We start from the raw sequence: 22025 nt of genomic DNA, 5'->3' as shown, positions 1-22025 counted from the left end.
CCCCCACCCGCCCGGCCACCCGGCGCCGTGGCGCCGCTACCGCCGAGCGCCGCAGCGGACCGCCGACTCCGGCCACGGTATGGGTGTGCGGGCACCCAGCCACCGACCCTGCCACGACCTGGCCAGCGCCAGTCGTCGAGAAGGCGGTCACCTCCTTCACCACTCCCAGCGCACGAGTGGTGTTCCTGGCCCACCCCGCGCCGCCGGAAGCGGTCGGGTTGGTCGGCCAGGTGCCAGTCGCCCGGCCGCAGACCGAGGACGACCGCGCGCTCGCTGCCGCCACCGATGCCGTCCGCGCGCTCGGCCGCGACATCCAAGTGATCCACATCGAGCCCCGCGAGACGGCAACAGGACATGGCTCGACACCGTTCTGGGCGGACCTCATCGGCGACCCGCAGCCGCGTCCGGATGGCGTCGCCGAGTCACCCGTGGATCTGTGTAGCCAGCCTGAAACAGACGTGCCCGCGACTGCGGATCTGGTCATCGTCAGCCTGCCGCCCGAGCGACTCTCCCACGGCCTGCGTGACCACGTCGCCCTGCTTGCTGCACGTCTGCTGCGCACCGGCGGCATCCTCGTCGTGCTCACCCACTGTCACCGCGCCGGTGGTCGGCTGGTCGATCCCACCGGGCCGATCGTGGCCGCCGCACAGGCCGCCGACCTGCTCTACCTGCAGCACATCGTCGCCGTCCACTCCCCTGTGCGCGACGGCCAGTTCGCCGTCACCGCCGACCAGCCCGAGATCGACCGCGCCGGTCGAGAACGGCATCGCGCCGCGGTACGCGGTCTGCCCGCCCCGCACCGAATCGCGCACTCGGACCTGCTCGTGTTCGGGCAGCCGCGTGATCACGAGCCACTACCGCTGTCCGTCTCCACTGCCGTACTCGAGAACGGGGTCATCCGATGAATCACGAGACCGAAACCCGTTCCGCGTTGTCGGTGTGGGCGACCGCGCAGACCGCACCAGCTACCCAACGCAAGGGCCACTACACGCCTGAGTCCACCGCGCATCCGGCAAAGATGCTGCCCGACGTCGCCCGGCACGCCATCACTCACTACACCCAGCCCGGCGACCTCGTGCTCGACCCGATGTGCGGCATCGGCACCACCCTCGTCGAGGCCGTGCACCTCGGCCGCCACGCGATAGGTGTCGAGTACGAACCGCACTGGGTGCAGGTCGCAGAGACCAACCTAGAGCTCGCCCGCAACGCCGGCGTGCAGACCGAGGGGCACGTGTTCGGCGGCGATGCCCGGCACCTGTCGTCGGTGCTGCCGCAGCGCTATCTCGGACAGGCCGCGCTTGTGGTGACGTCGCCCCCGTACGGGCCGTCCACTCACGGCCAGGTCGTTACCGGAGCCGGCGGCGTGCACAAGTACCACCACCTCTACGGCAACACTCTCGACCGCGGCAACCTCGCCAACATCGGCCACCACCGCCTGCTCGCCGGGTTCACCCGCATCCTCACCGGCTGTGCCACCTACCTTCGCCCAGGCGGCCACATCGCCATCACCATCCGGCCCTGGCGCGAACACGCCGAACTGATCGACCTGCCCTCCCAGATCCTCGCCTGCGGCGAACACGCCGGACTCATCCCGGTCGAACGCTGTGTCGCCCTGCTCGCCCGCGTCGCCGACCACGACCTCGTCCCCCGCGGCAGCTTCTTCCAACGCGACTTCATCGCCAAACAACGTCGCGCCGGCCTGCCGCTGCATCTCATCAGCCACGAGGACGTGCTGGTGTTCCGGACGCCGCTGAACCCTGCGGCATCAACAGATCGGAAGCGTGTTCAGTCCACTACGGACTCGGACGAACGCTCGACATCGTACGGGCAAACAACGTGACGCCGCTGTACGTTGCGGCGACGCCAGGACCGTCGATCGGCTCGATGTGCACCGGATACGGCGGGCTCGATCTCGGTGTCTTGGCCGCATTCGGCGGCGGCAGGGTCACCTGGTGCGCCGACAACGACCCGCACGTCACCACACTTCTCGACGCCCGCATGCCAAGCGCGCCGAACCTCGGAGACCTCCGCACCGTCAACTGGTCCGCTGTGCCCACTGTGGACATCGTCACCGCCGGGTTCCCGTGTCAGGACATCTCCGCCGCCGGCCGCCGCGCCGGTATCAAGAAGGGGCAACGCAGTGGACTGTGGACCAGCATCGTGGCCGCCCTTCGCCTACTACGTCCACAGCTCGTTGTCGTGGAGAACGTGGCCGCATTGCGCTGGCGCAACGGCGGACTCGACCGCGTACTCGCGGACCTGGCCGCCGCAGGGTATGACGCGCTCTGGCGTAGCGTCCGCGCCGCCGACGTCGGGGCGCCGCACCGCCGCGAGAGAGTTTTCTTGCTCGGATGGCCACAACAAGGCGCCGTTGTTGCCCACCCCGATGGCACGCGACGGCGACCCGCGCGGTGCAACGCTCCCGCAGCAGCGGCGCGCCGGTGGGCATCAGGTGAACCTGGCCGACGTGCTCAGCGCCGTACCGCTCTTGTCCACACCGACCGCGGCCGATCCGCGCTCAGCGGCGGTCCGTCTACACCGTCAGCAGCCACGCACAACGACACGTGGTACCTGCCGTCCGCCACAGTCGACTGGGGCGACTACGCCACCGCGATCGCCCAGTGGGAAGCCACACTCGGTCGGCCAGCGCCATTCCCCACCCAGCCTGGACGCCACGGACGACCGGTCCTCGCGCCCCCGCTCGTCGAACACATGATGGGCCTGCCGCGCGGCTGGGTCACCGACCTCGCACTCAGCCGCAGGGCGCAACTGAAGGTTCTCGGTAACGGAGTCGTGCCACAACAGGCCACTCTCGCAGTGTCCCTCCTGCTGGCCGACCTCCAAGAGTTCGTCAGGCATATCCCGAACGCGGAGGACGTGTCGTGACCGCTCCTCCGCATCGATCAGCGTGTTGGCTGACCGTTCCCTATCGCCCCAGCGAACGAACGTCGGCACATCGCCGTGGCCGGCAAGTGGAGGTGCCCCGATGCGCAAGTCCACTGTGAACGAGACACCCGCAGCGGCGCCCCGGCATGACGTGCCGTCGCGGCTGTACACCCCCGCTGAGGCCGCGGACATCCTGACCGTCCGAGAGTCATGGTTACGTCGCCAGGCTGGGCAACGACGAATCCCGTGCACCTTCCTCGGCAAGCACCTTCGGTTCTCCGACGCCGACATCCAGCAGATCATCGCGACCGGTTCCCAGCCAATCTCCGCACACCGACGCACGCGAAAGCGCTGAGCACCCGTCATTCGCCGGGGTCCACTGCGGACAAACCAAGGTTCTTGTGCCGCAACGCTTGCCCTCTGAACGGATCGAAGCGTCCATGCATCCGTCACATCCGTGACCCCCACACGACCAACCGGAGGACGAGATGGCCTGGGTAGAAAAGTCAGGCAAGCAGAGCTGGCGGGTGCGCTACTTCAACGACGACGGCACCATCGGCTCCCTCACCGGCTTCACCACGAAAACCGCCGCCGACAACGCAGCGGAAGACCTCGAGTCAGACCAACGCGACGCCTCGAAGACCGAGCTGAACCCCGGTCAGACCACGACCCTGGCCGAATGGGCCAAGACCTGGCTTGATGCCCTCGACGTGGACCTGCGCACCGAGGAGAACTACCGCAGCAAACTCCGCGCCCGCATCCTGCCCCGATGGGGCACCACCCCGTTGGCCGACATCAAGAACGCCGCCGCACATGCCTGGGCCAAGACCCTGCGCCAGGACGGTCTCGCCGACGTGACCGTGTCCGACACCCTCAAACTGCTCTCCTTCATCCTGTCCGACGCCCACGACGAGAAACTCATCCCCGCCAACCCGATCAGGCCCCGGCGACGCGGGCGAGCTCGCCGACACCGGCAGGCCACCGAGCAGATCTGGGCGATGCCGGGGGAGGTCATCCGCGTCGCCGACCAGGCAGCTACCTGCTACGGCCCCGCTGGCGGCATGCTCATCCTCACCGGCGGATGGACCGGCGCCCGCTGGGGCGAACTCGTCGGCTTGCAGCGGCAGAACCTGCATCTTGACGACGCTTGTTTCGTCATCGACCCCAACTTCGGCAGCCTGCACGAGTCCGCCTCCGGCAAGCTCTGGCTCGGCCCGCCCAAGACACCGCAGTCGGCGCGCACTGTCACCTTGCCGGAGTTCCTGGTTCCGCTGCTGCGCCAGCACCTCGACACCCACGATCACCGGCACGTGTTCATCACTCCTGGCGGCGACTTGCATCGGCGCAGCAACTTCTCCCGCCGTGCGATGCGCCCCGCTTCCGACGGCAACTCCGGTCTCGGCACCTACCCGATCAAGCCTGGTCTGACCTTCCGAGGCCTGCGCCACAGCCACAAGACCTGGATGATCGCCGACGCCGTCCCCGAGGTCGCCCAGTCTCGCCGACTGGGCCACAAACTCCCCGACAAGATCCAGGAGACCTACTCACACGTCGCCGCCGAAGTCGAACAACGACTGATGATCGCCCTGCAGAAACGATGGATCGACGCGATCACTGAACTCCGCGAGCATGAGGCCAGCGACTGGCGCACCGCCGCGTGAACCGTCGCCGTCGTCGGTGCAGACATGAATGAACTCTGCTAGCGTCGACTTTGCGCCACGGGGTCTGCGGAAGCACCCGGACCACCAGCGCGGACCCTGACTTTCGTTGACAGACCTGTCGTCGGTGCGCGCCCGGCGGCAGGTCTGCTCGACCTTGCGCTAACCGGAGAAACTCATGTCGCTCGACGACCCGCTCTACGAGGCATTCCTGCCGCACCACACGGCCAGCAAGCACCGCGTCATGGCCATCACCCGCCACCCCGGCCACACCCAACTCCACGCCCTGGCCACCGTCGCCGACGCCACCGCCGCACGCCGACTGGCCGACGCCCTCAACTCCCGCCTGCTCGGCCGCCGCAACCACACCGAACGCCTCGACGCCGCACTGGCAGGCATGCCCGACAGCGTCGTCGCCGCTGTCCGCCAGCTGCCGATCGATCCCATCCGGGTCGCGAAGTGGGGCCGACCGCCGCTGGCTCGCGAGGTCTACAGCGAGCCCATCGACGGCATCCTGCTGTTCCCGACCACCTCATGCACGCCGGGCGAATGCACCCTCTGCAAGGACTGCGCGAACGACTGTCAGAACTGCGAACTATGCGAGGAGGCCGGTTGTGAGGACTGCATCCCGCCCGATCTAACTCCCCGCACGGCTCGACTGCTCGCCGCGGCCGGCGCCGTGCTCGCGGACCAGTACTTCGACTACGCCGAAGCTGTCAGCCGCGGCAACACGTCCGCCGGCGACCTTCAGTTCGTCCTCTCGATCATGCGCAAGCAGTCGGCCGAGTTCCTCCGCCGCGTGGCACGCGCGTTCGACGACCTGGTCGGTGACCTTCGCGACGGCACAGACCCGCGTCCTCACGACATGGTCGAACAGATCGCTCTGGACCTGCTCATCAGTGATGCCGAAGCCATGCACAGCGACGCCGACATGACTGCGGAATTCGCTGAGGGCCTCCCCGAGACCCCGTACGACTACGACTTCGACAGCCTCTACGACGTGCTGTTCGAGGACGCCGACCACTCCGGCTACCTGTCCTCGAAGCACGATCCAGCCGCGCCAGGTGAGCTGGAGTACCTCTTCGAACGGTTCTACTCGCTGGAAGAACAACGCGATCCGAACCGCGGCTTCCGACGCTGAGCCAAGGAAGCGGTAGGTGCACTCGCCAGGTGCGCCTACCGCTCGAGGTGGCGATTCGAGCCGCCCGAGTTCTTGCAGGCAGCCAGGAGCCACGGCATGGCCTCCGCCCATACCTTGGGCCACTGCTGCGCGTGCTGCTCAAGCCGGCGACGAGCAGCCGACTCGTTCAGGCTCAGTGCATGGTGCCATCGCGAGGTCCTGCTCAGCGTGACCTGAACCGTCAAGCGGCTCCACAACTCGCAATGCAGTTCTTCAGCCTCATCGAGAAGCGTCTCAACGGCGAACCAGTCCGCCTCGTACCCGCCCTTCCAGGGTTCCAGCCGACCGCCGCCCGCTATCTCCCGAACCGCCTGCCGACCTGTCACCACGCCCGCGGCCACGCCGGCAGGGACTCGAAGTCGTTGCCACGCAAGCTCATCGAACTGCTTGGAGTAGTCAGACAGCCAGGCCACGACCGCTGGACGGCCACGGTCTGAGAGCAGCAGCTCATGACTTATGTCCAGCAGGGCGTGCTCAATCGCTCCGGCATCGTGCGCGACCATCAACTCAACCGCGTACTCGCGGCGGAGACCGAAGTAGTCGTACAGGGAGCGCGAGTCGGCCCGGAGTTTGAGGGCAAGCGCAGGCAGCTCCTCCAGGAACTCCTGCCCGTCAGACGTACATCGTGCCCACTCCCAGGCTTCAGTCATGACTGGGTCCTGCTCGGCTTCCGGCAGTAGATCACCACCTGACATGCTTCGAGTGTCGTTTCGTCAGGAGTGGAGCCTTGCAGGGCTCGCCAGCAAAGGTCAGACTCGCAACGGCCGGCTACGCCACTGGCTCCGATGTGCTCAGGTAGCCCAACAGTATTACTTTTCTGTTTTGGGTGGCCAAAGTTCCCACCTGTTGGCTGTCCCTCTGCGCACGACGGCGTCTGGGTATTGCCCCTGGAGATCGGTGAGCTTCGTGATCACCTCAGCGATCGGCAGCCCGGACGGGACGACGGCGAGTGGCTTCGGTTTCGGGGGAACAGGGGACTCTTTGCGGGAATCAGCGGCCCGCATCAGGATGTCTCGGGCTTCCTTGAGCCGCGCCGCCCAGTCTGGCCATGCAGGGCACGGCACGGTCTCACGCACGCCGCTCTGCCAGACGTAGCCGTGTTGACTCGCGGGCCTGACGCATTCAGAGCACATGTCCTGAGCTACCAACGGAGGGATCGCAAGCAGCTTCTCCATCTCCCGTTGCGACGCGGCCAGCTCGCCTCGAATCTTGGACCTCTCCGCACTCTTGGGCGGCGCTGCCGACAGCGCCGCAGCTTGTTCACTGACCAAGCCCCTCAGGCGTCTGACTTCACCCTCGCGCCAGATCTTGAACAGGGTGAGGTGGATGTCACGACGATCAGCGGGCAGCCGCCCCCCCCTTGTCCACGACTGCTTCAGGGTCTCCCACGTCGCCCCGAAGCCTTTCGGCCCTTGCCTCAAGCGCGTTGCTGTCCTCCTGCGAGCCAACTGGCCATATGCGGTTTTCTCGCTCACGCAGCCGCGCTTCACACTCCAACAGAGCGAGACGCACGTTTTCACGGGAACCATCGAAGTCGGCGACCCTGGCTAGTCGCTGTGCTTCCTGCTCTGCCGAACGCTGCTTGGACTCCGCGTCCAATCTCGCCCGCTTCGCATCGAGCTCGGTGTCGGTCAAGTAGCGATGCCCAGGCTCCGCGCGAGTCCATTGGTGGAATATGTCCGTCGCTTTGGCGTAGTCATCCGCCTGGTCCTCCATGACCCACGGATTCCACGAGGACGCCTCGTGGAGTTGGATCATGAGGCTCCGGGCCCGCTGGAACTCCTCCGCCGTCGAAGTCGCGCCCGGCAAGGCCTTCCAGAGAAAACCGCCGTGCTCAACAGTGTGAACCACGAAGTCTTCCTACTCTCGCAGCGTGGACTCGACTTTGTACGTCCCCGACGTCAAGAGGTTCACGGTGCACGCAGGCCGCGGCGGTCGTCGTCCGTCCACTCCGAGGGCCGACCGATTTCCGCACAGTGTTCAGCCCACGTCCTGCGGCTCCGGTCTGATGGCGTCGCTCGGGCCCAGTAGGTCACCTGGCCGTTGTAGCGCCATGCGCCGGTCGCTGGTCCGTACTCGCTGACCAGCTCGCCCATCCGTTCCAGCCGGCCGAGAGCGACACCGAAACGGACACTGGACGCCGTGTAGGCACGAGAGCCGAACATCGAGTGACCTTGATCGGCAACGTGGGCGGCGAACAGATCAGGGAATCGCGTGCGCAGACGGTGCTCGACGATGCCGTACTCGACGAAGGGGTCACCGGCGTCCACACACCGGTTGAGCGGTTCGAGCAGTTCGTCGGTCACACCCTCCTGCACCTCACTCGGTGACTGGACGGCTTCGCGGGTCGTGAACCATTCGTGGTCGCCATGCTCCTGGTTGGTACAGCGGTACTGCAGCAAGCGATCCGGAAGCCTGCGCGGCGGCAGCACGTCATCAGCGCTGAAGCACTTCGGACAGGTGATGATCACGATTGTTCCTTCGTTTCGCCGTCGAAGAGGGTGCGTTCGATCTCATCAGGTGCGCACTGGTTGTCGTAGGCCCAGCGGGCGAGCAGGTCGCAGTAACGCCCATAGGTTTCCGCCGGCCAGGGACCTGTTCGGTGCAGCGATGTCCAACCGCACCGCTCGCGCAGCCTGGTCGCCACGACGCGGTCGAGAATGAGGCACGGATGGCCTGGTGCGCCGCCGCTGGCGAAGTACAGAAACTTCGTGAAGAACGACGGACCCAGCCACCGAATCTCGTTGCGTCGCTTAGGCCGAAGCAGTGCGTACGCGGCGGCAGGGTCGCGTCCGGACTCCACTGCGGCTCTGCTGAGGAGATCCTCTACTCGCGGCACGTCGGCGGCAATAGCGTCCAGCCGACGTGCGTTCTGTCGCAAGTACCTGCCCGATCCCCACGCTAAGGTCCGCCACAGCAGGGTGAATACATCTAGGGATTCAGCCGCCCACACCTCGGCGCGAGTAATGGTCGGCCCGGCTGGTGGCGTACCGGGCAAACTCCGTGGGCTGACCGCGTCGCGCCACCACTCTCCCTTGATGTGGATGACGTGTTCATCGATAGCCGCTCGGCGAGGCCGTGCGGGGACCGCCCAGGCGGGCAGCGCCAACGTCCCCAGGTCGGTCATCGGCATACCGCATGCATCGCCACGCCCATGCTGCCGTTACCGCGTGCGACCTTGGCCAGTACCGCTGGACAACGACCGCAACGGGTTCCGGCGACATCGCGAACCTCGGCTGATGTACGCGTACCTCGGAACGTCCTGCAGTAACGGACGACCAAGCATGTGGGATGACCTGCCAAGAGGCAGCACGATCGCATTCGTGGCGAGCAACACAGAACCATGCCTGGAGCTCAGACATCGCCAGCTCAACAGGAAGGCGACCTTGTGAGACAAGCACACACTGACCCCTCCATCATTGCTGCCAAACACGCCCGGCTGCACGAGCAGCACGTCGCGCCGCTGGTCGACCTCGCCGACCGGATCGCAGCGGCAGAAGAACTTCCTCCAGGAACCGTGCCCTACCCTGACCCGGAGTTCGGCGGCATCCGCGCGCGGGCGCTGTTCCTGCTCGACAGCCCAGGTCCACGCGCCAAGCTGGAGACCGGCGGCTCCGGGCTGCTCAGCATCGACAACGACGACCCCTCCGCAGCACGTGCTCACGCCGCCTATCGCACTTTCCGTATCGACCGCGACCAGTGCCTGCACTGGAACGTCTGCCCATTCCCTACGGCGAAAGATCAGTCCAGCCCCTCGGAGCGAACCCGCGCAGCGCGGTACACCAGAGAACTACTCGACCTGCTTTCCGCCCTCGAGGTGGTGACGCTGCTCGGCCGGGCAGCCGAGGACGGCTGGCGCAGAACCGGCATCTGCCGCAGCGACCTCGTCGTGCTGCACGGGCCACATCCGTCGAACCGGGGAATCAATTCAGTAGCTGGCAACGCCGAACGCTTCCAGTCCACTATGCGAACAGTCGCACTACACCTTGCCCAGCCAGCACGTCCCGCTGACAACAGGCCCGCTTCCACCTTGTAAGGCTCAGACACTGGCTGCCAGATGTCGAACGGTGACAGCACCAGCTCTCCAGATCTTCTCCGGTTCGGCGCTGATGAGGGGGTCGGCCAGACCGCAGGCGGCGTCACGAGCGAATGCCCTCAGCAACAGCACGTAAGGCCAGCATCCGCTGCGGCGAGACGCTCAGAATCACCCGCCACTCCCTGATGCTCCTCCGCATTAGCCCAGTCAGCGACAGGTCGATCAGGCACCGGGCGGCACGACAGAGGCTAACTGTCTGGCAATCAAGATCTACCCGCGTCTCATAGCAGGTCACCCGAATGCCGTGAAACGCCACACGACTTCGGCGCGACATACCTCGACAAGCGGGCGAGGGAGGCGCTACATGGATTGGAACACGGCTGACGAGTGGCTTCCTTTCGCTGGTTGCCTAGTTCACTGTCTGTCGACAGTCTATGACATCTCACTAGCCGGTATTGACATGCCTGAGGCCGACAATGGGTATGCCAAGCTCGGTAGACACGAACTCTGGGACCGAGCGAGCCTGCAGCCTCCGGTCAACCAGCGAGAGGCAGGAAAGCGCGTCTACGAGACGATTCGCGGCACCGCAACAGCTGATTGGCAACAGCACAGTCCAGAACCTGAACGGAAGATCACCGGTGAAGATCGAATTCCACGACTGTCCTTCTACTTCTGGGCGCGCTCGGTAGCCAAACATCAAGTCACTACCTCTGACGGGGTGACGAAGGACCGGAATTACGCGACCGGTTCGAACTACGGCGGCTCACCGGCGTACCAGATCATGGCGCAGTACTTCAAAGAGCCGGTAGGCCCGTCAGTGATGTCCGGGTACGTGCGTCAGACAGATCTAAAAAAGGGGAATTCCCTTGCAACCAGTCCCGACGTCCAGGCATGGCTAAAAAGCTTCGCTCATACCGTCTGGCTTGAGCTTGCCAGAGTGGTCGATGAGCTCGACGTACCAGCCCCAGACGGGCCAGATCAAGAACTCTTATGGCAGCTAATGCCGTCCCGTTTGGCCGCAGCCATGATTGCCCAGCTGAACGGCAATCCTCTCAACGATATGCAGCGATGGGCACTGACCCAGATCCCTAAGGCAATCGCATCGAAGCAGGGGATCTTGATAGCAGCCCCCACAGGAACCGGAAAGAGTAAAATCTCCCAAGCATTGCTGGCCCATGGCGCACATGGTCCGCGTGGCTCTGCGGTAGCGGTGCTTCCACTCAAAGCCCTTGTGACCCAAGAAGCGGACGAGTGGGCCAAGCTAATGGAAGCTTCTCAGCTCGGCTGGTCAGTTCTTCCTGCGTCGCGCGACTACCCAGAAAATGATGGGAAAGTAGCCAACGGCCGCTTCCAAATAGCGCTCGCTATTTACGAGATCATCGGCGCGTATCTGGCTGCCGGCGCTCGACCACTAGCAAACGCACGCATCCTCGTCGTTGATGAGCTGCAGTATCTGGGTGACGCCGGCGAGCGCGGATTTAAGCTGGAGTCACTGCTCACACTGGTCAAGCAGATTCCTGAAGATCACAGGCCGACCATCGTAGGCCTGTCCGCGACGCTTCGTCCCGCCACCGCAGATCCGCTCGTTCAGTGGCTGGATATCTTGCCCGAAAACATCTCCCCAGCCATCGATCGACCTGTCGCCATGGACGCCCACGTGTTGGCTACTCGTCCCAGCCAGGACGGGCAGTACCTTGATTACTTTCAAAAGGATGCACACCTGGCAGGGCAAATCGGAAGGGGTGAGCTACCCTTTGATCTGCGAACGCACAACTATTGCTCGATCAAAGATCTTCCAGCCAGAACATTTGACGGCCTTGGCGTGCCAGAAAAGGTTGCCGCCATGGTCGTTAGAGATATCCTTCGCGAGCCACAGTCGCATGAGCGCCCTAGACAAATCCTCATATTCGTCCGTTCACGCATTACGGCGACCAAGCTCGTCGACGCACTGGCACGAATGCTCGACCACGATGACCCCCGCCCGCCAGCGGAAGAGCGTGACCCATGGAGAAGTGGTCGATATGCGGCCCAGGACGAAAGTTGCGACACCGGAAATTACGAGGAGTTGCGCACACTTGAGCAACAGGGCATGGAATACGCTGGCGAGTTCATCACCTGGCTGAACAATGGCGTTGCACCACACAGCGCCCAGTTCCTTCCCTACATCAGGCAGCAGGTCGAGGCCGAGTTCCTGAAGCCGAACGGACTGCTCAGGGTGATCGTCGCAACCGACACGTTGGCCATCGGAATGAACCTGCCAGCAGATACGGTGATAGCCACGCGAATTACCGGGTACGTCGGGCGCGATCAGGAGTCGATTCTGACGCCTGCAGAGATGGACAATAAAGCTGGTCGCGCTGGCCGGCTTGGCAAGACCAAGCGGCATGGAACATTCTACCTGATCACACCGCCCGCCGAAAAAGACCTCGAAGGAGCTTCGCCATCTGCCGACGAGGTCGCAAGGCTACTCAAGCCACACGAAGTCTTTCGGGAATACATAACAAGTCCGGCTCGGACAACGAAGATCAGATCACACCTTAAGGACGATGCCGCCATGGCGCGGTTCGTCCTGATCGCCCTCTGCTGCCAGGACGACGGAGAACAGCCTCGCGACCGCCTGTCTGCCAGGATTCAAAAGTTGATTGAGGCGACGCTACGGGCGGTGGAGGTCGGCCACGACCCTGATCAACTCCCTCAGCCCAAGCGCATACTAGAACTTCTGGAGAGTTCAGAGCTGATCAGGAACGTCCGCCGCGATCTCTACACTCTGACCCTGCTCGGACGGGCAATAGGCCGCGCAGGGCTGCCGCACTCGATGGCTGATCGACTCCAACGCATCGCCCGGCTCGCAACCGGCGGCGCCGGGCCGATCGAGTTGCTCTACGAAGCGGCCAACACGGAATACGTGCACGAAACCATTAAATGGGTCGCAGTGCCTCGGGTTCCACACAAGCTTTCTGAGCTTACCGATAATCTTCGCGAGTACGTCTACGTATACGCGACACCACTAGCCGATCGACTACAGAATGACCGGTACCTAAACGACAAACATGCCGTAAGGCGAAATGCGCAGCGGACCAACAGGCTGCTGGTGGCAGCCTCGATCGATCCCGCTTCGGAATTCGGTGCGACCATTGATGCCGACCAAGGTGAGATGACACTTGCGCAAGCGGACGCACTATTGCGCGCAATCATCGCGTTCGAGTGGTCTCGTGGTGAGTCCTTCCAGGTGATCAAGAGGAGGCTTGGGGGCATCATTTCTCCGAGAATACCCCTGGGAACAACTCCGGACGAGAAGAGGCGTAACGAGCAAGAGCGAAAGAGGGCCACCCTAAAACTCTACATTTCCGACGTCATCCAGATGGCGGAGCAGCTCAGCAGCGTTCTGGCGGCGTCAGCGGATGTCGTGGACACCAGCCTCTCACCTGCGGCTCAGGTTCGACTTCGCGCGCTGGCCGCCAGTGTTGGGGCCGGTGTCCCTACAGCTTTGGTGAAGATCGCGAACCTCCGCATCCTGACCTTGCACAGGGAACGATTGCTCAAGATCTGCACGCTCTGCCAGTCCAACGACTCCTCATGGGAAGACGTCCCTGACGTGCTTGACGCGCCGGAGCACATCAGCGAGAACGATCGTGCCCGAGTCCTGCGGGTTTATGAGGAAGAGCGCTCAGGCGACGGCCACAAGCTCCGGCACCTGCTCTACGAAGACGCCAGTCGCGTCGAACTGCCGGAACCAGCCAATGGTGAAGATCCGCTACATCTCGGCGAGTGGCTTGACCAACTCGCCGAACTCGAAGATGTGGTGGAGTATCGCCGCGAATGGCGGTCACTGGTGATCAGCCTTGGTGTTCGAACCGACGTTGCGAACTCTGAGGACGTCCAGGTGTGGTCAGCGGCGGGCACGGTGCTGCAGGTTCGGGTACCTGACAACAGGGTCACGGCCGAACTCGTTGCGAACGCAGATGATGGGATCGTGATCTGCTGGCGCGGGTTGTCCGACCGCGCCCAAGCAATCATCGCCGAGACCGAGCCAGCCGCAGTGCGGTTCGTCGAACCTCGTGAAGTAGCTCGAATCATCGGGCTGGTCATGAAGACCGCTGACGAAGCGGACTGGGCACGGATCGCCGTTGAACACCTCTCAGCGGGCACGGAACCGGGAGCGGCACCGCCGCCGTACGGCGATCGGCCGATGCCACGTCCTGAGCAGGTTCAGGCCGACATCGGCGACGTGGACCCGATTGACAGCCCGGACTAGCCCGCACGCTGAAATCATCGCGCCGACGGACAACAAGTGCTGAAACGCGGGGGCCAAAATGTGCCCCGCGTGAACCCAAGCTCGGAAGGAGCCGGTCTCGCCTGCTGGGAAGGCGACGGCGAGACCGGCCCAACGGGCCGGAGTGTATGACCTGAAACCTTCACCCCGCGAGGCCCCTGACGCTGAAATCTTCCATCCGGCCCGTGGTCGACCTGAAGCCGCGCTCCACTCAGGCTCGATGGTGTCCGGCACATCCACCGGGCACTAACGGAAGGAGCCGGGCCCCGTCTGCTGGGAAGGCGACGGCGGGACCTGGCCCAGCGAAAGGAAACTATCGTGGTCACCACTGCACTGGAGCGTACGCACCAACCGGAGAAGGACATGGTGTTCGTCGCCATGCCCTTCGGGACCAAGCCGCTCAACGGCGTGGACGGTCCCACCTGCAACTTCGACACCGTCTTCGCCATCATCGCTGGCATCCTCGAGACGATGGGGATCCGTGCTGAGCGACTCGACGCCGTGTACGGCCCCACCGGGATGATCGATCTGGTCTGGCTCTCCACCCAGCGGGCCGGAATCGTGATCTTCGACCTGACGGGCAAGAACCACAACGTCACCCTGGAACTCGGGCTCGCTCTCGCGATCGGCAAGAAGATCATCATGATCACGCAAAACCTGGAGGACGTGCCAACCGACTATCGCGGTCATCGCGTGCTCAAGTACAGCTTGCAGTACGAGGACGTCGAGGAGCTGAAAAAGTCGCTGACCGAGCAGATCAAGGCGACCCTCGAGGAACCCAGCCAGGAGAAGGGCTTGTACCCGCTGCCAGGTGCCGGTCGGGTCGACACTATGCCGGGCACGGTCATCCAAGTCGACAAGGAATACGTCCTGGTGCAGATGGACGACCCACACCGTCCGCCCGTGGCGATGACCAACCTCGACGTCGACTACACGCGTCGCATCAAGGACATGAGCCGTCTGTTCAAGGTTGGCCAGCGTGTGGACGGCGCGTTCGTGATGGACACCACCCACAACATCGCGAAGTACACCAAGCTCGCCGGCCAGGACGACCCCTGGCGGCCGCTGCAGAAGGCGTTCCCGGTCGGGATGGTGTTCACCGGCACAGTCACCAAGGTAATCGACAAGGTCGGGCCATTCGTCGCCATGAACTTCGGCATCGAAGGGCTCTTGCCGGTGAAGACCATCTCTGGCCTGATCCCGCCCGCGGGGTCACAGGTCGAGGTGCGCGTGGTCGACGTCGATGTGGTGAACAGGAAGGTCTCCCTCCGGCTCAACCAGGTGCTGACTGCTGCCTCGAGCCACACCAAGTCCGATGCAGACCTTCCCGCGGTCGGCACGCGCGCCTACGGCCGGGTTGTGAAGGCAATGCCGCTGAAGAACGGCCGCGGCGGCTTCGTCCTCCTCACGATGGCTGGACGAGAGAGGCCGGCGATGCTGCTTTGCAAGGACATGTCCAACGATCTCAACACCGACCTGGCGAACGGTCATGTTGAGGACGGCGAAGAGATCTACGTCGAGGTGATCAAGGTGGACGCGATCCACGACAAGGTCCTGCTGCGCGAGCTTCCGGACCCAGAACTGGGTCCGGACACGGACACCAACCAGGTCGCGTAGCCGTGAGCATGTAGTCAAACCCCAAACCCAGGGCTGCTCCGGAGATCTCTCTGGAGCAGCCCTGGTCACATCCACCACCACACGGCGACTACGGCTGCTGAATCTTCTGACTTGCGGCGCGTACGGCGGCGACGCGTTCGCCCCCACTCTTGCTGTTCGCTGGCAGCGGCGCGTGTTAGCGGCGGACTCGAAGATCGTGGTGAACAACCACATGGTCGGGCGACCCGATCCTGGAGAATCCGCTGACCCTGTTTCGCGGTGATCAACACCAGTTCTCCGGATTTTCTCCGGCTTGGCGCCCCACTGTCCAAAGTGGACCAGAAACGAAGATCGCCCGCCGAACCTGTTTACGCAGGTCAGCGGGCGATTCGCATATCGCATGAAATTGTGGAGCTGAGGGGACTCGAACCCCTGACCCTCACACTGCCAGTGTGATGCGCTACCAGCTGCGCCACAGCCCCTTGAAGGTCCACGTTCCCGGCAGGTTTCCCTGTCGTTCTCGTGTGGCAATACCGTACATCAAGAGGTCCACGAGATAAAAATCGGGGGTATCCAAAGCGCATTCGGCCTGGTAGGACCGGGTGATGACCGCCGGAGCGCCGTTCGACCCGAAGATCGAGTGCATGGACCCCGAGGCACGTCGCGAGCTGCAGGAACAGCGTCTGCGCGGGCTTGTCGACAGGCTCCTCAGCACCGACAACCTCCAGGGCGCGCGACTCAGGGATCTTGGAGTGACGCGCGGCACAGATGTCAGCCTCGACGAGATCCATCTGCTGCCCACGATCACCAAGCAGGACCTGTGGGATCACTACCCGTTCGGGCTGCGGATCGCGCCGGCGGAAGACATCGTGTGCGTGCACGGATCGTCCGGAACTGGTGGCAGGCCGACGCTGATTCCCTACACCGCCGGCGACATCGAGGTCTGGGCCGAGGTGATGGCCAGGGCCCTCAAGGGCGCCGGGGCGACCACGCGATCGATCATCCACAACGCTTACGGCTACGGGCTTTTCACCGGCGGGCTCGGGGTGCACCACGGTGGCCTCAAGCTGAAGGCCACTGTCATCCCGATGTCGGGCGGCATGACGGAGCGGCAGGTTCGGCTCATCGAGGATCTGGAGCCGGACATCCTCTGTTGTACGCCGTCGTACGCGTTGAGGCTCGCGGAGGACCTCGAACAAACGAGTCTCCAGGTTGGCATCTTCGGTGCCGAGCCGTGGACCGAGGAGATGCGGCAGGAGATCCAGCAGCGGCTGAACATCAGGGCGCTGGACATCTACGGGCTGTCCGAAGTGATCGGTCCTGGTGTGGCGTGTGAATCCCTTGACTCCGAAGGGCTTCTCAACATCGCGGAGGACCACTTCTACCCGGAGACCGATCAGGGCGAGCTCATCTTCACCACGCTCACCAAGACCGGCATGCCGCTGCTCCGCTACCGCACGGGCGACATCGCCAGCCTCCACGAACCAGCAGGGCAACGCACGCTCAGGAGGATGAGCAAGCTCAAGGGGCGCAAGGACGACATGCTCGTCATCCGGGGTGTCAACGTGTTCCCGACGGAGATCGAGGCGGTCGTGCTCGACCTCGCCAGTCCGCACTACCTGATCGTCGAGGATCGCCGCACCACCACGGCGCAGCTGCACGTGGCGGTCGAGTCCACACAGGACATCGAGCCGCAGCTCAAGGACAGGCTCAAGGAACGTCTCGGGATCACGTGCCAGGTCCACGTGCTCGCACCGGGCAAGCTGCCGCGCACGGAACAGGGGAAAGCACAGCGCCTGGCCCGGTGGACCCAGGGCCAGGCGCCGATCGACGGACTTACTTAGTCAGGTCGGAGAGCCAGTTCTTGTTGTCCAGGTCGACGAGTTTGCCACCGGAAGCGACGCTGGGCGTGCCGCGGAAGCGGCCCGTCTCGGCGTCCTTCAGGACCGGGTCGTTGCTGGTCTTCGTCATCAGCTCGTCCAGCTGCGACTTGTAGGTCTGGTTCTGCACGCACGACTCGAAGGAGGCCGACGTGACGCCGACTTCCTTGCCCAGCTTGATGAGCTGGTCCTTGGTGTAACCGGCGTCGCCTTCCTCTGGCTGCGAGTTGAACAGCGCCGCGTGGAAGGCGTTGAACTTGCCGTCGTCGGCCACGCACAGGGCGGCGTTGGCCGACTCGGTCGAGTAGCCCTCTGGCTTGGAGAGGCGGTTCAGCATCGGCAGGATGTTGTAGCGGATCTTCACCTTGCCGTCCTCGACGGCCTGCTTGATCGAGGAGCCGTAGGTCTTCTCGAACGTGCCGCAGATCGGGCAGAGGAAGTCCTCGTACACGTCCACCGTGACCGTGGCGGTGTCCTTGCCGACCAGGATGGTGCTGCCGTCGCGGACGGCGGGCGCCGAGATCGTGTGGTCGGCGGGGGCGAGGGGGATCGCCTGCGTGCCGGTGGTGGACGGCTTCATCTGCTGGAACACGACGTAGCCGATCACCGCGATGGCCAGCACGGCCACTACGGCGATGCCGGCGATCACCTTGGTCCGGTCCGAACCGCCCGCGCCCCTGGCTTGGGTCACCGCACGCGCGGCCTGCTTCTTCTTCCGCGCACTGCGCTCTGCTCCACCCACGGCGACGAGGGTAGCGACCCAAACTAAAAGAAAGCTGAGTACCCAATCACGCTTCTGGGTGGCGTGGCTTGCCGCCCACGCGTTCGCCGGTCGGGACCTCGGCGCTTTCGCCGAGGCAGCCGCACTCCGGCGCGACGGAGGAGGCCGTGTGTTCCTCCTCGTGTGTGGGCAGGGTCTCGGGGGCGAGGAACCAGAAGCCGACGGCCAGCAGCAGCGCGGCACCGGTGACGGCGAACGACGCTTCGAAACCGAACGCGTCGGCGAGCACGCCCGCGGAGATCGGGCCGATGATGGCGCCCAGGTCGGTCACCATCTGGAACCCGGCGAGCACCGGACCGCCCTTGCCGCGGGCGCCGATCACGTCGGCCACGACGGCGTTCTGCGGCGGGTTCAGCAGGCCCGCGCCCATGCCCGCGACGATCGAGGCGGCCATGAAGTCCCAGACGCCGCCGGTGAAGCCCATCCAGATCGTGGCGAGGCCGCTGATCACCAGACCGGCGATGGCGACCGGCTTGCGGCCCCACGTGTCCGCGACCTTGCCGGACAGGAACAGCATCGCCGCGTTGCCGGCCGCGAACACCGACATCGACAGGCCGGCCAGGGTCGGGCTCTGCTTCAGCGCCTCGACCACGAACACCGGCACCAACGAGATGCGCACGCCGAACACGGCCCAGCCGTTGGCGAACCCGGACGCCAGCGCGGCGTGATAGGCGCGGTGCCGCAGCGCCTCGACCACCGGCATGTGGCCTTCGCCGTTGGACTTGTCCAGCGCGGCCAGCTCCGAACGCCGCAAGAAGACCCAGACCACGAACGCGGCGAGGCACAGCAACGCGCCGTACGACACGAACGGCACCCAGAGCCCGAGAGGCACCAGAACAGCACCCACGATCGGACCCGCGATGTTGCCGATCAGGAAACCCGCAGCCCACAGCCCGGATGCGCGGCCGCGCATCGGCGCCGGGGTGATCCGGATCAACAGCCCGAGCGCGGCGACCGTGAACATCGTCGACCCGACACCGGCCAGCGCACGCCACAGCACCATCTCGACGTAGCTGCCGGAGAACCCGGCCATGGCCGTGCCGAACGCCACGATCAGGATGCCGACGATGTAGACCCGCGGCTCACCGAACTTGTTCACCAGCACGCCGCTGACCGGCGCGAACGCCAGCCGAACCAGCGCGAACACACTGATCAGCGCCGCCACCGCGGTGTGCCCGACGCCGAACGCCGCCGCGAACACCGGCAGCACTGGCGCCACGATCCCGAACCCCACGGCGATGATGAAGCTCGCCGCGACCAGAACCCACACCTCGACCGGTAACCGCTCGCGCACACAGCCTCCCTTAGCCCTGCTAAGGATATGTCACGCGGCAACTAAGTAACTCAGTCGAGCAGCTCATCCACTCTGCGTACATATGCCGTTACCGGATACGCCGCCACGAAGCCGCACGCCTCGGCGAACCGCTCCCCCGGACCCTCGTCCACCTGCGACGCGATCAGCATCGCCCCGCTGGAACGCAACGTCGCAGCAGCAGACACCACCAACGACCGTCCAACGCCACGACGACGACGCGCCGGACGCACCACGCACTGCTCGACCAGGCCCACGCCGCGTTCAGCGAACCCCGACACGAACCCGCCGATCCGGTCGCCGTCGTCCACCACCATCACCAGACAACGCGGGTCGTCCAACCGATGCCCGAGCCACCGCCCCAGCCGCTCCCGGTTTCCCACCAGCTCGTCCGACAGCAGCTCGACGATCCCCAGCAGGTCCGAGTCACGGGCCGGCCGGACCTCCTCGGCAACCGTGGCTGGCCCGCGGTGCACCACGGTCAGGAGCTCCTCGACCGCGTACCAGCCGGAGTCGTCGGCGATCCCCTCGATCTCGTCCACGGTCGTCGGCGACGCGTACACCACCGCCTCCGCCCGCCCCACCGCGGCGAACGTGTGTTCCAGCTGCAGCAGCGTCGACGCGACCTCGACCGACGACCCGTCCAGCGCGCAGCCGAAGTTCCCGGACGGCAGCGGGTTCTCCCGGTTGATCACCACGGCCGCGGAACCGACCTTGCCGACCTTCCCGTACCGCACCGCGCCGGACGCGAGCCGCGCCCCTTCCACCAGGATCGCCAACGACCGCGACTGGTACGGGTCCAGCAGCTCCGGGTCGTCCGGATCGCGCAACGGGTCAACCAAGGCCGATCATCCTCATATCTCCACCCTGACACACTCATCGACGTGCACCTGCCCGATCTCCCGGTGAAGTCCGTTCTGCCCGAGCTCCTCAAGACCCTCGAGGACCACGGCGCGGCGGTGCTCGTCGCACCTCCAGGCACCGGCAAGACGACGCTCGTCCCGCTGGCCCTGCCCGGCAGGGTCGTGGTCGCCGAACCGCGGAGGATCGCCGCCAGGGCCGCCGCCGCGCGCATGGCGAGCCTGCTCGGCGAACCCGTGGGCCACACCGTCGGCTACTCGGTCAGGGGCGACCGCAAGACCAGCAGGCACACCCGCATCGAGGTCGTGACCAGCGGTCTTCTCGTCCGCAGGCTCCAGCACGACCAGGAGCTCAAGGGCGTCGGCACCGTCCTGCTCGACGAGTGTCACGAACGCCACCTCGACGCCGACCTGCTCCTCACGCTCCTCCTGGACGCCAAGGCAGGCCTGCGCCCGGACCTGAAACTCCTGGCGACGTCCGCAACCGTTGCCGCACAACGACTCTCCGACCTGCTGAACGCACCGGTCCTGCACACCGAGTCGCGCATGTACCCGACGGCGATCACCTACGTCCCACCCGCACGCAACGAGCACATCGAGAACACGGTCGCCAGGGCCATCAACAAGGCGCTGTCCGAAGTGGACGGCGACGTGCTCGCGTTCCTGCCGGGCGTCAAGGAGATCAACCGCACGGCGCGGCTGCTCAACGCGGAAACCGTGATCCTGCACGGCCAGCTCAACGCCCAGACCCAGGACGCCGCCCTCAAACCCGGCCAGCACCAACGAGTCGTGCTCGCCACCAGCATCGCCGAGTCCAGCCTCACCGTCCCCGGCGTCCGCGCGGTCGTCGATGCCGGCCTGGCCCGCGTTCCCAGGGTCGACCACCGCAGGGGCCTCGCCGGACTCGCCACGATCCGCGTCTCCCAAGCCGTGGCCGAACAACGCGCCGGACGAGCCGGACGCGAAGCCCCGGGCCGCGTCTACCGCTGCTGGCCGGAGCACGAGCACTCGACGCTCCCCCGTTACCCGGAACCCGAGATCAAAACAGCCGACCTGACCAGGCTCGCCCTCGAACTCGCGGTCTGGGGCACCCCGGACGGCACCGGCCTGAACTGGTGGGACGCCCCGCCAGAGGGCGCGCTGAAGGCAGCCCAGGAAACCCTCGACGCCATCGGCGCGCTCGAACCGGACCGCCGCGACCGCATCGCGAGCGTCGGCCTGCACCCCCGGCTCGGCCGCGCGCTCATCGACGGCAGCGCACTCGCCGGCAACCGGACCGCCGCCGAAGTCGTGGCACTGCTCGACGACAGCACGCACACCAGCACGAGCGACCTCGCCACCGCGCTGAAGGCCCCCGGCAAGTGGCGCAAGGAAGCCAAGAAGCTGGAGAAGCTCGGCAGCAACCCGGCGGGCAACGGCGACCCGGCGCTCGTCGTCGCGCTCGCCTACCCGGAACGGCTGGCGAAACGCCGGTCCAAGAACAGCAACGTGTACCTGATGGCCAACGGCACGGCCGTCGAGCACACCGACTCGCACAACAAGTGGCTGGCGATCGCGATCGCC

At 65.2% G+C, this 22025-nt stretch carries 18 protein-coding genes and 1 tRNA gene; 11 read left to right on the top strand and 8 right to left on the bottom strand.

The features are described 5' to 3' along the window. The 6 genes from B0F77_RS39330 to B0F77_RS39305 all read left to right on the top strand — a co-directional run. On the top strand, positions 1-905 hold a 905-nt coding region (locus B0F77_RS39330; protein WP_342746890.1), incomplete at its 5' end, for a hypothetical protein. After that, entirely contained in the window at positions 902-1840 is a 939-nt protein-coding gene (locus B0F77_RS39325; RefSeq protein ID WP_086668147.1) for a TRM11 family SAM-dependent methyltransferase, read from the top strand. The genes B0F77_RS39330 and B0F77_RS39325, both read left to right, overlap by 4 nt. Beyond that, entirely contained in the window at positions 1837-2886 is a 1050-nt protein-coding gene (locus tag B0F77_RS39320) for a DNA cytosine methyltransferase (RefSeq protein WP_245849250.1), read from the top strand. The genes B0F77_RS39325 and B0F77_RS39320 overlap by 4 nt, the downstream gene beginning before the upstream one ends. A gap of 100 nt (positions 2887-2986) precedes the next feature. After that, positions 2987-3241: a helix-turn-helix domain-containing protein gene (locus tag B0F77_RS39315; protein WP_143467156.1), complete on the top strand. Its 255-nt coding sequence runs from the start codon at positions 2987-2989 to the stop codon at positions 3239-3241. Positions 3242-3374: 133 nt separating this feature from the next. Then, entirely contained in the window at positions 3375-4547 is a 1173-nt protein-coding gene (locus tag B0F77_RS39310) for a tyrosine-type recombinase/integrase (RefSeq protein WP_086668146.1), read from the top strand. A 175-nt stretch (positions 4548-4722) separates the two neighbouring features. Beyond that, positions 4723-5685, top strand: a complete 963-nt coding sequence (locus tag B0F77_RS39305; protein WP_086668145.1) for a hypothetical protein — start codon at positions 4723-4725, stop codon at positions 5683-5685. Positions 5686-5720: 35 nt separating this feature from the next. Here B0F77_RS39305 and B0F77_RS39300 read toward each other — a convergent pair whose 3' ends face one another. The 4 genes from B0F77_RS39300 to B0F77_RS47425 all read right to left on the bottom strand — a co-directional run bounded on the left by B0F77_RS39300 (position 5721) and on the right by B0F77_RS47425 (position 8851). After that, positions 5721-6374, bottom strand: a complete 654-nt coding sequence (locus B0F77_RS39300) for a hypothetical protein (RefSeq protein WP_086668144.1) — start codon at positions 6372-6374, stop codon at positions 5721-5723. Between the two features lie 688 nt (positions 6375-7062). Continuing rightward, complete coding sequence (locus tag B0F77_RS39295; RefSeq protein ID WP_086668143.1) at positions 7063-7575, bottom strand: hypothetical protein; 513 nt, start codon at positions 7573-7575, stop codon at positions 7063-7065. Between the two features lie 59 nt (positions 7576-7634). Next, positions 7635-8195, bottom strand: coding sequence for a zinc ribbon domain-containing protein (locus B0F77_RS39290; RefSeq protein WP_086668142.1), 561 nt, complete (start codon positions 8193-8195; stop codon positions 7635-7637). Beyond that, positions 8192-8851: an 8-oxoguanine DNA glycosylase OGG fold protein gene (locus B0F77_RS47425; protein ID WP_143467155.1), complete on the bottom strand. Its 660-nt coding sequence runs from the start codon at positions 8849-8851 to the stop codon at positions 8192-8194. The genes B0F77_RS39290 and B0F77_RS47425 overlap by 4 nt, the downstream gene beginning before the upstream one ends. Positions 8852-9112: 261 nt before the next feature. On the opposite strand from B0F77_RS47425, the gene B0F77_RS39280 reads away from it, so the two are divergent. The 3 genes from B0F77_RS39280 (at position 9113) to B0F77_RS39265 (ending at position 15650) form a co-directional block, all read left to right on the top strand. Further along, positions 9113-9760: a uracil-DNA glycosylase gene (locus tag B0F77_RS39280; RefSeq protein ID WP_086668140.1), complete on the top strand. Its 648-nt coding sequence runs from the start codon at positions 9113-9115 to the stop codon at positions 9758-9760. 460 nt (positions 9761-10220) lie between these two features. Continuing rightward, the gene (locus tag B0F77_RS39270; RefSeq protein WP_158102948.1) at positions 10221-14015 is read left to right on the top strand and encodes a DEAD/DEAH box helicase; all 3795 of its coding nucleotides are present in this window, start codon (positions 10221-10223) and stop codon (positions 14013-14015) included. A gap of 336 nt (positions 14016-14351) precedes the next feature. Continuing rightward, positions 14352-15650 carry a S1 RNA-binding domain-containing protein gene (locus B0F77_RS39265; RefSeq protein ID WP_086668137.1) on the top strand — a complete coding sequence of 433 codons (1299 nt, stop codon included), beginning with the start codon at positions 14352-14354 and terminating at the stop codon, positions 15648-15650. Between the two features lie 388 nt (positions 15651-16038). Here the strand turns inward: B0F77_RS39265 and B0F77_RS39260 are convergent. Next, a tRNA-Ala gene (locus B0F77_RS39260) sits at positions 16039-16111 on the bottom strand. A gap of 123 nt (positions 16112-16234) precedes the next feature. On the opposite strand from B0F77_RS39260, the gene B0F77_RS39255 reads away from it, so the two are divergent. After that, positions 16235-17473 carry a phenylacetate--CoA ligase family protein gene (locus B0F77_RS39255; protein WP_245849248.1) on the top strand — a complete coding sequence of 413 codons (1239 nt, stop codon included), beginning with the start codon at positions 16235-16237 and terminating at the stop codon, positions 17471-17473. On the opposite strand, the gene B0F77_RS39250 is transcribed toward B0F77_RS39255, so the two are convergent. The 3 genes from B0F77_RS39250 to B0F77_RS39240 are packed head-to-tail and all read right to left on the bottom strand — an operon-like array spanning position 17466 to position 20444. Further along, positions 17466-18251 carry a DsbA family protein gene (locus B0F77_RS39250; protein ID WP_086668136.1) on the bottom strand — a complete coding sequence of 262 codons (786 nt, stop codon included), beginning with the start codon at positions 18249-18251 and terminating at the stop codon, positions 17466-17468. The two genes, B0F77_RS39255 and B0F77_RS39250, sit on opposite strands and share 8 nt — an antisense overlap. 46 nt (positions 18252-18297) lie before the next feature. Next, positions 18298-19584, bottom strand: coding sequence for an MFS transporter (locus tag B0F77_RS39245; RefSeq protein WP_211294265.1), 1287 nt, complete (start codon positions 19582-19584; stop codon positions 18298-18300). Between the two features lie 50 nt (positions 19585-19634). Further along, a complete protein-coding gene (locus B0F77_RS39240; protein ID WP_086668134.1) occupies positions 19635-20444 on the bottom strand; it encodes a GNAT family N-acetyltransferase in 810 nt (269 codons plus the stop codon). A gap of 42 nt (positions 20445-20486) precedes the next feature. Between B0F77_RS39240 and B0F77_RS39235 the strand changes: the two genes are divergently transcribed. After that, positions 20487-22025, top strand: a 1539-nt coding sequence (locus B0F77_RS39235) for a helicase-related protein (protein ID WP_143467153.1), incomplete at its 3' end; no start/stop codon positions are given.

The sequence above is a fragment of the Lentzea kentuckyensis genome, assembly GCF_002150765.1.
Lineage (GTDB): Bacteria > Actinomycetota > Actinomycetes > Mycobacteriales > Pseudonocardiaceae > Lentzea > Lentzea kentuckyensis.
The sequence above is the reverse complement of the archived record's forward strand: the minus strand, read 5'-3'. Positions and strand labels throughout refer to the sequence as shown.